14 protein-coding genes are annotated in these 14,131 nt (G+C 42.0%); 13 read left to right on the forward strand and 1 reads right to left on the reverse strand.

Annotated features, from left to right (window positions below; all coding sequences use genetic code 11):
• The first annotated feature begins 94 nt into the window (after positions 1-94).
• The 12 genes from CRO21_RS01255 to der all read left to right on the forward strand — a co-directional run bounded on the left by CRO21_RS01255 (position 95) and on the right by der (position 11,677).
• Positions 95-1,354, forward strand: a complete 1,260-nt coding sequence (locus CRO21_RS01255; protein WP_097077539.1) for a glycosyltransferase family 4 protein — start codon at positions 95-97, stop codon at positions 1,352-1,354.
• Between the two features lie 12 nt (positions 1,355-1,366).
• Positions 1,367-1,921 carry a phosphatase PAP2 family protein gene (locus CRO21_RS01260; protein ID WP_097077540.1) on the forward strand — a complete coding sequence of 185 codons (555 nt, stop codon included), beginning with the start codon at positions 1,367-1,369 and terminating at the stop codon, positions 1,919-1,921.
• A 97-nt stretch (positions 1,922-2,018) separates the two neighbouring features.
• Positions 2,019-2,219: a Fe-S cluster assembly protein IscX gene (iscX, locus tag CRO21_RS01265; protein ID WP_097077541.1), complete on the forward strand. Its 201-nt coding sequence runs from the start codon at positions 2,019-2,021 to the stop codon at positions 2,217-2,219.
• 229 nt (positions 2,220-2,448) lie between these two features.
• Positions 2,449-2,880 carry a nucleoside-diphosphate kinase gene (gene ndk / locus CRO21_RS01270; RefSeq protein ID WP_087619424.1) on the forward strand — a complete coding sequence of 144 codons (432 nt, stop codon included), beginning with the start codon at positions 2,449-2,451 and terminating at the stop codon, positions 2,878-2,880.
• A gap of 160 nt (positions 2,881-3,040) precedes the next feature.
• Positions 3,041-4,255, forward strand: a complete 1,215-nt coding sequence (gene rlmN, locus CRO21_RS01275) for a 23S rRNA (adenine(2503)-C(2))-methyltransferase RlmN (protein WP_228150355.1) — start codon at positions 3,041-3,043, stop codon at positions 4,253-4,255.
• A gap of 19 nt (positions 4,256-4,274) precedes the next feature.
• Positions 4,275-5,084, forward strand: coding sequence for a type IV pilus biogenesis/stability protein PilW (gene pilW / locus CRO21_RS01280; RefSeq protein ID WP_097078095.1), 810 nt, complete (start codon positions 4,275-4,277; stop codon positions 5,082-5,084).
• A complete protein-coding gene (locus CRO21_RS01285) occupies positions 5,075-5,869 on the forward strand; it encodes a helix-turn-helix domain-containing protein (RefSeq protein ID WP_097077543.1) in 795 nt (264 codons plus the stop codon). The genes pilW and CRO21_RS01285 overlap by 10 nt, the downstream gene beginning before the upstream one ends.
• A gap of 42 nt (positions 5,870-5,911) precedes the next feature.
• A complete protein-coding gene (gene ispG, locus CRO21_RS01290; RefSeq protein WP_097077544.1) occupies positions 5,912-7,027 on the forward strand; it encodes a flavodoxin-dependent (E)-4-hydroxy-3-methylbut-2-enyl-diphosphate synthase in 1,116 nt (371 codons plus the stop codon).
• 7 nt (positions 7,028-7,034) lie between these two features.
• On the forward strand, positions 7,035-8,342 hold the full coding sequence (hisS, locus tag CRO21_RS01295) for a histidine--tRNA ligase (protein WP_097077545.1): 1,308 nt from the start codon (positions 7,035-7,037) through the stop codon (positions 8,340-8,342).
• Positions 8,343-8,378: 36 nt separating this feature from the next.
• Positions 8,379-9,098, forward strand: a complete 720-nt coding sequence (locus tag CRO21_RS01300) for a YfgM family protein (protein ID WP_097077546.1) — start codon at positions 8,379-8,381, stop codon at positions 9,096-9,098.
• A 3-nt stretch (positions 9,099-9,101) separates the two neighbouring features.
• Positions 9,102-10,250: an outer membrane protein assembly factor BamB gene (gene bamB / locus CRO21_RS01305; RefSeq protein ID WP_097077547.1), complete on the forward strand. Its 1,149-nt coding sequence runs from the start codon at positions 9,102-9,104 to the stop codon at positions 10,248-10,250.
• Between the two features lie 17 nt (positions 10,251-10,267).
• A complete protein-coding gene (gene der, locus CRO21_RS01310) occupies positions 10,268-11,677 on the forward strand; it encodes a ribosome biogenesis GTPase Der (protein ID WP_097077548.1) in 1,410 nt (469 codons plus the stop codon).
• Between the two features lie 81 nt (positions 11,678-11,758).
• Here der and CRO21_RS01315 read toward each other — a convergent pair whose 3' ends face one another.
• Positions 11,759-13,381 (reverse strand): phosphoethanolamine transferase, encoded by a 1,623-nt coding sequence (locus CRO21_RS01315; RefSeq protein WP_097077549.1) that lies wholly within the window; start codon positions 13,379-13,381, stop codon positions 11,759-11,761.
• Positions 13,382-13,756: 375 nt separating this feature from the next.
• Between CRO21_RS01315 and CRO21_RS01320 the strand changes: the two genes are divergently transcribed.
• Positions 13,757-14,125, forward strand: a complete 369-nt coding sequence (locus CRO21_RS01320; RefSeq protein WP_097077550.1) for a hotdog family protein — start codon at positions 13,757-13,759, stop codon at positions 14,123-14,125.
• Positions 14,126-14,131: the final 6 nt, after the last annotated feature.

Genomic DNA, 14,131 nt, shown 5'->3' on the forward strand with positions numbered 1-14,131 from the left:
GGATATCTTCATTGAACTGTCATCATTTGATCATAAAAGAGTCAAACTTTGTTTTTAAGCTATCGGTATAAGATAAAAATTAGGATAAACCGATATGCCACCTCAAGTCCCAACTTTATTATTGGATCAAACTGCTACAACAGCGTATTTTGATTGTACAAAAACAATTGATCTGGATAAAAATAAAATAGCACAGCATTGTTTAAATATTGCGATTGTCAGTGAAACATGGCCACCCGAAATTAATGGTGTATCTTTTTCCATGTTGCAACTGGCAAAAGGATTACAAAAGCGTGGACACAAAATTTTATTGATTCGTCCGCAACAAAAAACCAGAAGTCACGACTTTATTCCAGATATGGAATGTCTAGTAAAATCACAATCTATTCCAAAATATCGTCAGTTGCAATTTGGTTTGCCACAGGTATTTAAAATTGGGCAGGCATTTGATCAATTTAAACCGGATATTGTGCATATCGTCACAGAAGGTCCTTTGGGGCTGGCTGCTTTAAATCAGGCAAAATTACGCCAGATTCCGATCTCCAGCGGATTCCATTCGGCATTTCATGATTTTAGTCGCCATTTCGATCTGGCATTTTTGTTGAAACCTTTACAACAATATTTAAGATGGTTTCACAATAATACCGATTTAACCTGTGTTCCTAGTCAGTTTACGCTGGATCAGTTGCAGACATTTGGGGTGAAGTGTGCGATGCGCGTGATTGGCCGCGGTGTTGATGCGAGCCGCTTCAATGCGAATTACCGTAGTGAGACATTACGCAAGCAATGGCAGGCAGATCAAGAAACCACGGTATTACTGTCTGTAGGACGGGTTTCACCGGAAAAAGAATTGCCTGTAATTTTTTCGGCGTTTCATCAATTAAAAAGAACGCAAAAAAATCGTAAATTTGTGTTGGTTGTGGTGGGTGATGGTCCAATCCTTGCTACCTATCAACAAGACTATCCTGATGTGATATTTATGGGTGCACAAACCGGCGAGGCTTTATCACAATGTTATGCCAGTGCCGATGTTTTTGTTTTCCCAAGTCAGGTCGAAACTTTTGGTAATGTAGTGCTTGAAGCCATGGCAAGCAGTTTACCGGTATTGGCCTATAATTATGCCTGTGCTGGTCAAATGCTGGAGCAGGCGCAAGCAGGATGGCTGGTACCGCTGGGTGAATGCAATCTCTGGCAGCAAAAACTGCTACAATTACCAGAATTAAAAACATTAAGGCAAATGGGTGAACTGGCGGCAAAAAAAGCGCAAGATAAAGGTTGGGAGAAACCGGTTACAGATTTTGAACAGGCATTGTCGCAGTTTGCCAAAAAACCAATGGTTTATGCACGAATGTAGGGGGATACACCCATGAGTAGAATTAAAATAGCACACAAAACCATTCTGGATTGGGATTTACGCAGTTGTGTTTATCTTAATCACTGGTCTGAAAATCCAAACATTGCACTTTTCTTTAGAACAATTAGTCGACTGGGCGATGGCCTGTTTTGGGGTGCCATGCTGGGCATCGTCTGGTTTATACAGGGCATCAGTTATTTTTCTCAGGTGATGTATCTGGTTGCAGCAAGCAGTATTGGCACATTAATTTATAAAGTATTAAAACGTCATACCGTACGCCCTAGACCTTATCAGGTACATCAGGTGATTATTCTGGGAGAGCGTCCACTGGATCATTTTAGTTTTCCTTCAGGGCATACGCTGCATGCTGTCATGATTACAACGATATTAGGTTCGATTGTGCCGGTTCTATTGTTGATCATGCTGCCTTTTACCTTGCTTATCGCTTTGTCACGTATGATTCTGGGGCTGCATTATCCAACCGATGTGATCGTTGGGGCAACCATTGGCGTAGTTGTGGCATCGCTGACGCTTTGGCTGGCACCTGTGTTTAACATCATGTTGTAAAGTATGAATGATTGGCCGTTAAAATATAGATTTTAAGATTGTCTCGCTACAAATTTTTGTTAAAGTATCTGCCAAGAAAAAATTTAGGTGAACGATCATGGCATTACGTTGGACAGATGCAATTGATATTGCAATTGAACTTTATGAAGCACACCCAGAAGTGGATCCGCAATATATCCGTTTTACCGATTTACACCAATGGATTTGTGCACTGCCGGATTTTGAAGATGATCCGAATAAATCCAGTGAGGGTGTTCTGGAGGCGATTCAAATGGCGTGGATTGATGAAGCTCGATAAGATTTATACTGTAAATCTTGATCTGAATAGATAGATTCATGCAATCTTTTGGTTGTTTTGGTACGGCATAAAAATTTTTGTAGATGATGTATGTTGTGCCAAGGATTTAAATTATTTTGCTTTAATCAAACTGGCTAATTTAATACATAAAATACTATATCTTAAGGGCGATGCTCGTATATAATGCGGAAAATTTTTTTCGGTTAACATTACCATTAGGGAGCCAACCATGGCGATTGAACGTACTTTATCTATTATTAAGCCAGATGCTGTAGGCAAAAACCACATCGGTGACATCATTGCACGTTTTGAAAAAGCTGGTTTAAAACCTGTTGCAATCAAATACAAACATTTGTCAAAAGCAGATGCAGAAGGTTTTTATGCAGAGCATAAAGAACGTGGTTTCTTTAACGATCTGGTTGAATTCATGACTTCTGGTCCTGTTGTGGTTTCTGTACTTGAAGGTGAAAATGCTGTACTTGCACACCGTGATATTCTTGGTGCAACCAACCCGAAAGAAGCTGCACCTGGTACAATCCGTGCAGATTTTGCAGTAAGTATCGATGAAAATGCTGCACACGGTTCAGATTCTGTTGCATCAGCTGAACGTGAAATTGCATACTTCTTTAATGCAGATGAGATCTATCCACGTACACGTTAATTCTTAACAGTACACCAACCAGATAAGTGCTATACTTATCTGGTTTTTTATTGATGCAAATTTCTTTTCACGTACTTTATATCCAGACGTGACATTTTACCGAATTTAATTTACGCACCCAAAGCCAAATAGCGAAATAGGTCTGCTCATGAATGCTGTTATGCCACAATCGACATCCGCGACAGAACAAGGTTCTTCCGCAGCAGTGTTTGCTGTGGAGAAAGTAAACCTGTTAGGCATGACGCGTCCTGAACTGGAACAGTTTTTTGAGCAATTGGGTGAAAAGAAATTCCGTGCTGGTCAGGTCATGAAGTGGATTCACCAGTTCGGAGTCACTGACTTTGCCCAAATGACCAATATTTCGGGCAAATTACGGGAAAAACTGGAAAAGATTGCCGAAATTTGTGCGCCTGAAGTTGTGCATCGCAATTATTCCAAAGATGGTACACGGAAATGGGTATTTCGGGTTGGCGATGGTGCGGGTTCTTTGGTGGAAACCGTATTGATTCCAGCCGATGATAAAACTGGTGCCCGTAAAACATTGTGTATTTCATCTCAGGTGGGTTGTGCGCTGGATTGTTCCTTCTGTTCCACCGGGAAACAGGGTTTTCAGCGTGATCTTAGTCCTGCGGAAATTATCGGTCAGCTTTGGGTCGCCAATCAGTCGTATATGGAAGATGTGCCGATTGCTGAGCGTAGCCGTACGGTTACCAATGTGGTGATGATGGGTATGGGCGAGCCTCTACTTAATTTCGAGCCAGTGGTCGCTTCTATGGCATTGATGCTGGATGATTTTGCTTACGGTATGTCAAAACGTCGTGTGACTTTATCAACTTCCGGCGTTGTACCGATGATTGATAAACTGGCGGAAACCATTGATGTTGCTTTGGCAATCTCCTTACATGCACCGAATAATGAATTGCGCGATGAACTGGTACCGATTAATAAGAAATATCCATTGGAACAATTGATTGCTGCGGCACAGCGTTATCTTGCCAAAGATGGCAATGAAAGTAGCCGCAAACATATCACCATTGAATATGTCATGCTCGATGGCGTGAACGATAAAGCCGAGCATGCGCAGCAATTATTAAGACTGCTTAAAGATTTGCCAAGCAAAATTAATTTAATTCCTTTTAATCCTTTTCCTCATGCACCTTATGGGCGTTCCAGCCGAAATCGGATCATGGCGTTTCAAAAAACTTTGTCAGATGCCGGATTTGTGTGTACGATTCGACAAACACGTGGTGATGATATTGATGCAGCATGCGGTCAGTTGGTTGGACAGGTTGCAGACCGTACTCGTCGTGCAGAGCGCTGGCAGAAAAAAGTTGCAAGCCAGCAGGGTGAGATTTTAAGAACGCAAGGTGATTAATTAAAAGGTTATGGGTGGGATGAAGGTAGCTCGGTTTGGCCAGATCATGATATTGTCATGTACAATGTGGGGGATGACAGGTTGTCAGACCACCACGTCCAATTCGACGCTCGGTGATAAAAATCCTGCCAGAGCTGTACAGTTACGGACACAACTGGCAGCTGAATATATCCGTACAGGTGATCTAGATAAAGCTAAAAATGAACTAGATCAGGCCTTGAAGATTAATTCTCGTTCGATTGAGGCAAATTTGATGATGGGTGTGCTGTTGCAGCAAGAAGGCAGCCCGACCAACATGAAAAAAGCAGAAGAATACTTTAGACGTGCAATTTCGATTGATGCAAAGTATCCGCAGGCCCGTAACAATTATGGTACATATTTATTCCAGCAGGGTCGTTACCAAGAGGCGATAGAACAATTTAAAATTGCAGGCACGACGCTGGGCTATGAACAGCGTTTCTCTGCACTGGAAAACTTGGGACGTACCTATTTGAAACTGGGTGATACAGCCAATGCGGAGCAGGCTTTTACTCAGGCATTACAAGCCAATCGTGATGCTGTCATCTCTCGTTTGGAATTGGCAGAATTGCTTTATTTTCAGCAACGCTTTACATTGGCGGGGCAAATGTACGAAGATTATGTCCGCTATACTGGACAAACCAACCAGGGTGCACGTGCCTTATGGATTGGGTTGCGCTTGGCACGTGCAAGAAATGATGAGATGGGAATGAAGGTGCTGGCCAACCAATTGCGTGCCCAATTTCCGGATAGTCCCGAATATAAACGTTATTTACAGCTACAAAATAGTTCTGAGGCGGTATGGAAATAAACTCAAATACTCCTAAATCTACGACTTCCACCTCCACTGGATTAGGAAACTCTCAACGTCCTGGCGAGTATTTGCGTCAAATTCGTTTGTCTCAGAAAAAAGAGTTGGCAGACGTTGCACAGGCATTAAAAATTCCAGAGAAACAATTGACGGCGCTAGAAAAGGACGATTATAAAGCTTTACCCGAAGCGCCTTTTATTAAAGGCTATTATCGCGCCTATGCCAAATTCCTGAATACCGATGCGACGGCTTTAATTCAAAGATTTGATGAAATCTATAGTAATGATACCGGCTTACCGCCAAATCATGCATTAAAGGATTCCCCGATCAAGATCATGGGGCGTTTGTCTAGTAGTGGGCGACGTGGCATCAATAAATGGGTTAAACGCTTATTTATTTTGATTGTTCTGGTGGTGTTGCTTTGGGCAATCTGGGCTGGTTTAAGTAATTGGAACAGTAAAAAAGCAGTGACTGAAGTCGATGCGCTTGATCGTAATAATGTGGTTGAAGTCTTGCCGATGAATAGTGGCGCAACCCATTCTGCCAGCGGAGATCAATTAGTATTAGAGTTTAGTCAACCGACCTCGGTCATGATTGCCGACGCTACTGGTAAAACATTGGCGCAGGGTCGTCAGGCTGACACTTTAAATTTGAATGGTGAGGCCCCATTCAGTATTCGCTTAGATGACGCCAGTGCAGTTAAATTGAAACTTAATAATGAGACGATTGGCTTATCTAGCTATACAAAATCTAATGGTTCGGCTGATTTTAGACTGTCTCCTTAGTTTTTGTTTTATTCATTTGGTATCTTGTACAGGTAAAACATCATGATACACAATCCAATTCAACGTCGTCCGACACGCAAGATTCGTGTCGGTTCGGTCTATGTGGGTGGCGATGCACCAATCAGTGTGCAGACCATGACCAATACCGAAACGTGCGATGTTGATGCGACGGTGGCACAAATTCAGCGCTGTGCAAATGCGGGTGCCGATATCGTACGGGTATCGGTTCCATCTATGCAAGCCGCAGAAGCATTTGGTGAAATACGCAAACAGGTGCAAGTGCCGCTTGTGGCAGATATTCATTTCGATTATAAAATTGCGCTGGCTGTTGCAGATCGCGGTGCAGATTGTTTACGCATCAATCCGGGCAATATCGGTTCGGAAGACAAGATCCGTGAAGTGGTGGCGGCTGCACGTCATCATGATATTTCCATGCGTATTGGGGTCAATGCCGGTTCACTGGAAAAAGATTTACAGAAGAAATATGGTGAACCAACAGGTGAGGCATTGCTGGAATCGGCCATGCGGCATATTGATATTTTAGACCGTTTAAATTTTCATGAGTTTAAAATCAGTGTTAAAGCTTCAAATGTTTTTTTGACTTTGGATGCGTATCGTTTATTATCCAAACAAATTGATAATCCTTTACATCTGGGTGTAACCGAAGCCGGGATCTATCGTACCGGTACGGTGAAATCAGCCATTGCATTAGGTGGTTTGTTGCTGGAAGGCATTGGCGACACCATGCGGATTTCATTGGCGGCAGAACCCGAAGATGAAGTCAAAATTGGTTTTGATATTTTAAAATCGTTAGGTTTACGTTCCAATGGCATTAATTTTATTGCATGTCCTAGTTGTTCACGACAAGAGTTTAATGTGATTAAAGCCATGCAAATGCTGGAAGAGCGTTTGGAAGATATTCGTACACCGATGGATGTATCGGTGATTGGCTGTAAGGTCAATGGTCCGGGTGAAGCGAAAGAAGCGGATATTGGTGTGGTTGGGGCAAGTCCCCGGTCATTGGTGTATCGCAATGGTGAAAAAAGCCATTTAATTGATACAGATAGTTTGGTTGATGAAGTCGAAACAATGGTTCGTCAACGTGTTAAAGAGCTTGAAGAAGCTAAATCAAAAGAGATTATTCGCACAAGTTCCTGAGTAGGTTATGAGTTCAATTACAGCAATCAAAGGTTTTAACGATATTCTTCCTAGCCAAACGCCAGCATGGCGTCGTTTGGAGCAGCATCTTGCGTCTTTAATGGATGCCTACGGCTATCAACAAATCCGTTTGCCGATTGTTGAACAAACCAGTCTATTTAAACGTTCGATTGGTGATGCGACCGATATTGTTGAAAAAGAAATGTACACCTTTTTGGACAAGGGTAATCCACCGGAATCCTTGACTTTACGTCCAGAAGGTACAGCAGGTTGTGTACGTGCCATGCTGGAACACAATCTTTTACGTGGTGCAACACCTCGGGTCTGGTATGTCGGCCCGATGTTCCGCTATGAAAAACCGCAAAAGGGGCGTTATCGTCAGTTCCATCAGTTTGGTGTGGAAACCTTTGGTGTCGCAACACCGGATATGGATGCCGAAGTGATCTTGATGACGGCCCGTTTATGGCAGCGTATGGGTGTGGCCGATAAGGTTCAGCTTGAACTAAACACATTGGGTGAAAGCGATGAACGTGCCCAATATCGTACTGCACTGGTTGAATATTTAAATCAGCATAAAGACGCACTGGATGAAGATTCGCAACGTCGTTTAGGTACCAATCCATTACGGATTTTGGATTCCAAAATCGAAAGTACGCAAAAAATTCTAGAGCAGGCACCTAAGTTACACGATTTCCTGCAACAGGACAGTCTGGATCATTTTCAGCAATTACAGCAGTATTTGACTGATGCCGGTATTCAATTTGTGATTAATCAAAAACTGGTACGTGGTCTGGATTATTATAATAAAACAGTATTTGAATGGACCACCACGCATCTTGGTTCACAAGGCACAGTATGTGCTGGTGGACGCTATGATGGTCTGGTCGGTCAGTTAAAAGGTAAGGCAGATCAATCGGTGCCTGCGGTCGGTTTTGCCATGGGTATGGAACGTTTGCTGTTGTTATTGGAACAACAACTGACAGAAACCATTACCGATTGTGAGGTATTTTTACTGGCCGAACCTGCATATCAAGGTAAAGCACTGGTGTTGGCAGAACAACTGCGTAATCAATTTGAACAAGCGGCCTTAAGCATTCGTTTAAAAACAGGTTCACAGGGCAGCATGAAAAGCCAGATGAAAAAGGCCGATCAATCCGGTGCAACGCTTGCGCTGATTTTAGGTGAGCGTGAATGGGAAAGCCAGCAAGTGCTGGTGAAACATCTGGCCAATGCGGAACAACAGCATGTTGATCTGGTTAAACTGGTTGATTATTTGCAACAGGCACTCTTCAATCAGAAGCAATTGACGCAGTAATCCATAGCATTAAATTTGAAAAAGGAAGAAGTATACATGACTGCAATGACAGACGATGAACAAAAGGAAAAGTTAAGCTCCTTTGTCAAACGCTATGGTTCGCCTATTGTGACAGGTGTACTTCTTGCACTTTGTGTATTTTTTGGCTGGCAATGGTGGGATAAAAAACAAACCGTAGGTTCAAGCAATCTGACCGTTCAATATCAGAATTTATTGAATCAGTCACAACTTGCCACTGTTGATGATGCCAGTTATAAAAAACTGACTGCCGATGGGAATAAGATCGTGCAGGAAAATCCGGACAGTGCACAGGCGGTTCAAACACAATTGTTGCTGGCAAAACTTGCGTTTGATAAAAAAGATTATGCTGCGGCCAATAAAATTTTAACTCAGGCAGAAACCAGTAAAGTTAAAGATGAAGGTTTAAAATCCATTGTGAAACTTCATTTGGCTTATACGCAAGTTGCTCAGGAACAACTTGATGCAGCATTAAAAACGCTTGATGGCATTAATAATGAAGCATTTATTCCTTCGGTTGCCGAAGCAAAAGGCGATATTTATGTGACAAAAAATGATTTTGAAGCTGCGAAGAAAGCCTATCAACAAGCATGGGAGGTTTTGGTTAAACGTGAACAACCTCGTGAATTATTACAAATTAAATTGGCAAACTTGGGTGTTTTAGTAGAAGATCCTAAAATTGAAAGTCCAGTCTTAACCCCTAGCCAAGCATCTGCGAACATCCCGAGCGAGTCATAACCGATGAAAAATATCGTTAAAATTCCTTTTGCACTCACCCTATTATCCGTTGCTTTACTCGGTTGTTCGAGCAAAAGTGGGATTAAAGTTGAAGAACCAAAACCGAATCCCTTACCCAAGATTCAAGTCACACAACAATTAAAACCGGTTTTTCAAACCAGTGTGTCATCTAGTCCAAAGCATGATCCTTTGCGTTATCAGTTGGATCGTTTTGATGGTGTGTATTACAGTGTCGATCCAGATGGCAAGGTAGCTGCTCTCAATGGTAAAAATAAACTCTGGGAAGTTCGTCCAAGTAAGGCCTTAACTACGGGTGTTTCAGTTGCACAAGGTATTGCCGTGGTCGGTAATCATCAAGGGCAAATTTTTGCATTGGATGCCAAGACAGGTCAGACCTTGTGGCAACAACAACTGACCGGTTCGATTTTAAGTCCCGCTTTGATTTTCCAGAATCGTGTGGTCAGTATTAGCAATGATGGTACAGTTTTTGCCCATGATGTGCGTAGTGGCCAATTAATTTGGACCTTTGATTTGCCGGATGCTTCTTTACGGGTCCGTGGTTATGCTGCGCCTACCGTGATTGATCAGCGTACCATTGCTGTGGCATCTGCCAATGGTTATGTCTATGCATTAGATGTGATTACTGGGGTACCGAACTGGCAGCGTCGGGTTGCAGTGAATGATGGACGTGGCGATATTCAGCGATTGATTGATATTGATGGTCAGCCTGTAGTGATCGGTGATAAGATGGTCACGGTCAGTTTTCAGGGGCAAGTCACTGTAGTGGATTTAAGCTCCCAACAGGTATTGTGGTCTGAAAAAGCCAGCAGTCTGAATAGTCCCGCAGTGGATAATAAAGCTGTTTATGTTGCCAATACCGATGGTAGTTTGGTGGCTTATGATTTGTATAGCGGTAATAAACTTTGGCAAAACGATGAGCTTGCGCATCGTAGTCTGAGTAACCCTGTGGTTTTGGGTAATATTCTGGTGGTGGGAGATTATGATGGGGTATTACATCTGATTGATCCAGCCACAGGAAAGGTTAATGGCCGTGAAAAAACTTCTGGTGATGTGCGTACTTTACGTGTAGAAGATAATTTACTTTATGTTGCGACAACTAAAGGCAACTTTAGTGTTTGGCAAACTCCCTGATTTTTAAAGACAGTTTTATGAAACCAGTTATTGCGTTAATCGGGCGTCCAAACGTCGGAAAATCTACACTTTTCAATCAAATCACCAAAAGTCGTGATGCACTTGTTGCCGACTTTGCTGGTCTCACTCGAGATCGTAAATATGGTGATGCGACTTACCAGAATAAATCCTTTATCGTGGTCGATACCGGTGGGATTGGTGAAAGTGAGCAAGGTATTGATTCTTATATGGCGGAGCAATCTAAAACTGCCATCAATGAAGCCGATATCATTATTTTTGTGGTCGATGCCCGTGCTGGCTTGCTTGCATCAGATGAGCAAATTGCCCGAGAGCTACGTACTTTAGGCAAAAAAGTTTTTCTGGTCGCCAATAAAGTCGATGGTACCCATGCAGAAGCTGCTGTCACAGAGTTTTTTAAACTGGGTTTCGGCGAGCCGATGCATGTGGCTGCTAGCCATGGTCGTGGTGTGGCACAAATGCTGGAAGATGTTCTGGCAGACTTGCCAGAAGATGAAAATCCTGAAGAGCATGATAAAAAAACAGGTTTACGCCTTGCCATGATTGGTCGGCCCAATGTTGGTAAATCGACGCTGGTCAACCGCTTACTGGGCGAAGATCGTGTTGTGGTCTTTGATATGCCGGGTACGACGCGTGATTCGGTGTATATCCCGTTTGAACGTAATGGTCGTCAATATACCCTGATTGATACCGCAGGGGTTCGACGTAAAGGCAAGGTAGATGAAACGGTCGAGAAATTCTCTATCGTTAAAACTTTGCAAGCCATTAAAGATGCCAATGTAATTGTCGTGGTCATTGATGCAAGAGAAGGTATTGTTGAACAGGATTTGCATTTGATCGGATATGCACTAGAAGCGGGTCGTGCACTGGTGGTTGCCATCAATAAATGGGATGGCATGAGCGATTATGATCGCAGTCAGGTCAAAATGGAGATCGAACGACGTTTTGACTTTATTCCATGGGCAAAAATCCATCTGATTTCGGCATTGCATGGTACCGGTGTGGGTGAGCTATACCCATCGATTCATCGTGCGTATGAGTCTGCCAATTTAAAAGTAACACCAGCAAAACTCACACAAATTCTAAGTGATGCTACCGAACAGCACCAGCCACCGATGATACAAGGTCGTCGTATCAAAATGCGTTATGCACATATGGGTGGACAAAATCCCCCTACCATTGTGATTCATGGTAATAAAGTGGATAAAACGCCCGCGGATTATCGTCGCTATTTGGAAAATGTATTCCGCAAGGTGTATAAACTGGAAGGTACGCCTGTCCGGATTGATTTTAAAACTGCTGAGAATCCATTTGAAGGTAGAAAGTCACAGATTGATGAACGTACTGCGGCACGTCGTCGTCGTTATGTGCAGAAGTTCAAAAAGGCAGAGAAGAAATTTAGACGATAGGACCTTGTCGTTTAGTTTTAAAATAAAAAACAGCATCATGGGATAAACATAGATGCTGTTTTTTATGGATCTAATTTTATCTCAAGATGGAGATACTTTTTTTTGCCAATAGGGCCAGGCACTATTTGGTTTAAATTGATAATTTGGTTCTAGCCAGAATAATTGTGGGTGATCATTTTTATCTCGAATGCCCATCAAATGCATCAAGTTCGTGTCCAGTTTAGCAGTGTCGATGATGTCCTTAGTATTAATGCCATGTAGTTTCATCTGATTGTGCCATACAATGACTGGCACCTGATAGCCTGCAATCGTATTTGGGCTATGTCCGGCATAATCCAGCTCATGTCCAACCTCATTACCATGATCGGATAGAAAGATAAAAGAACGCTGCCCGAGTGCGGTATTTCGTTGTAGTGGATCAAATAATTGGGAAAGCAACCAGTCTTGATAAAGAATGGCATTGTCATATTGGTTACGTTTGGATTGTACCCAAAGACCAATCTGGTTGGCTTCCATAAGACTTTCTGTTTCATCATTATTATCATCGTTAAAATGATCAAATTTAACCGGATAACGGGCTGCATAATTGGGATGTGCACCAATTAAATGAAGAATAATCAGTTTTTTGGGATGCGGATCTGCCAATGCATCAAAATATACTGGCAGTAATTGTTCATCCAGTGCCTGACTGCTGCGTCCAGAGCGTTTGTTATTGTAAAAGTGCGTGGTTGCATCGGAACCAAACAGTGAGGAAATATAGCTATCATCTTGATTACTGAGCCAATAGACTTTAAAACCCGCAGCTTCGGCATAGCTGATTAAACTTTCTGTCGGCTCATCATTCGGCAAGATGGCAGAACTATTGGTTAGGTTAACCTTGAGCGAGTTAATGGTTGACGGATAGGGTGAATAGGCCCGACAAAATACGTAGAGTTGATCAAGGCGTTTTTTGAGTTCTGGTGTAGTCTCACGATCATAGCCACATACACCCATATTCAGACTGGTGATACTTTCCGATAGTACTAGAACATGCGTTTGTTGTTGCTGAAAATTTTTTTGATAAACAAGATTATTGCGGGCATATTGCGCCCATTGCTGTTGTAAATCCTTATGCTTTAAAATTTCATCCTGAAAATTCTGTATCTCTGCATAATAGTTTTGCCAATACAGTACAGGAAATAATGCACGGGCAGGACGCATGGCATAACTGGTAATCATGGTGATGCTGCACAAAATGATCAGAGAACGACTAAACTTTTGCTGTAATAATGCGTTTAGGTGTTGTTTGGTAAAATATTTAAATAGATAGAAAAAATAAGCTAAAGTCACTATCGACAACAACACAACAAGCATAATGAGATTGAGGCGATGGGTTTGTAAAAATTCTAGGGTTTCATGTGGCGTGGTATTGGCAATCGCTTGCATAATAAAATAGGCATTGGTATCACTATCGAATAGGAACCAGCTTGTTGCACGTAACACACTATCAAACCAGAAAATCAGCCACCACATGACGGTCAAGGTATAAAGTAATTTGCTTTGGCGTTTAACCGCATAGTAAAAAATGGCACAGCCTAGCAAGGATAAACAGCCTAAACGAACACCATCAGCAGCATTTCCGACAAATGCCAGCAATCCACCCGTCAATAATGCGGGGAAAAGCAGGATAAGAAGATAAACAGAATGATGAAAAAATTTGAGCATAACGCCGTACAGCAAAAAATATGCGCAATTTATAACATACTTCTGTTTGGCTTTATTTTAATAAACGTGGTTTATCGGTAAAAAAACTATATGAATAAAAATTGAGCTGCAAAGATCAAACGAGTCAATTGTTGATGTTTATATGTGCAAAGTTAGTACTTGCTGGTTTCAAACGGACAAAATATTGATAGCAAAGAATGTTACATCTCTAAGCTTGCATATGATGTTTTAAGACAATAACGAAATATTCAGACTGTGAAGATTCGCCATTGTTGTGGACTTAAAGAGTGACTAAGCTTATAAGTGTACAAATGTTCACTTATTGATGCGGGTTCGCACGTTCTCCATCAAGATATTGCATATAGGATTGCGACTATGGGGCAGTTTATTCCAATGGCACAATGTGTTGCACAGGAAGCAGATAAACTAGAATTTAAAGCGACAGTAAGCAAGGAATTATTAGCCTTTGAAGGGCATTTTCCAGAATTTGCAGTGTTCCCCGGTGTGGCGCAAATTGCCATGGTTCAGCAAATTATTTCGCAATATTTTGCCAGTCTCGGTGTCATTCAACGAATAGAACAGTTGCGGTTTCAAAACTTTATTCTACCGGATCAAGAGATTTTTATTGTGCTGGAACAAACAGAAAAATCCATGAACTTTAAGCTTAGCAATGCTGCACAGGAAGTCGTTGCCAGTGGCCGCCTGTTTTTTAAAGATCAACAGCCAAAAGATCAATCGCTATAAGGAATA

The sequence above is a fragment of the Acinetobacter puyangensis genome (assembly GCF_900096995.1).
GTDB classification, from domain to species: Bacteria; Pseudomonadota; Gammaproteobacteria; order Pseudomonadales; family Moraxellaceae; genus Acinetobacter; species Acinetobacter puyangensis.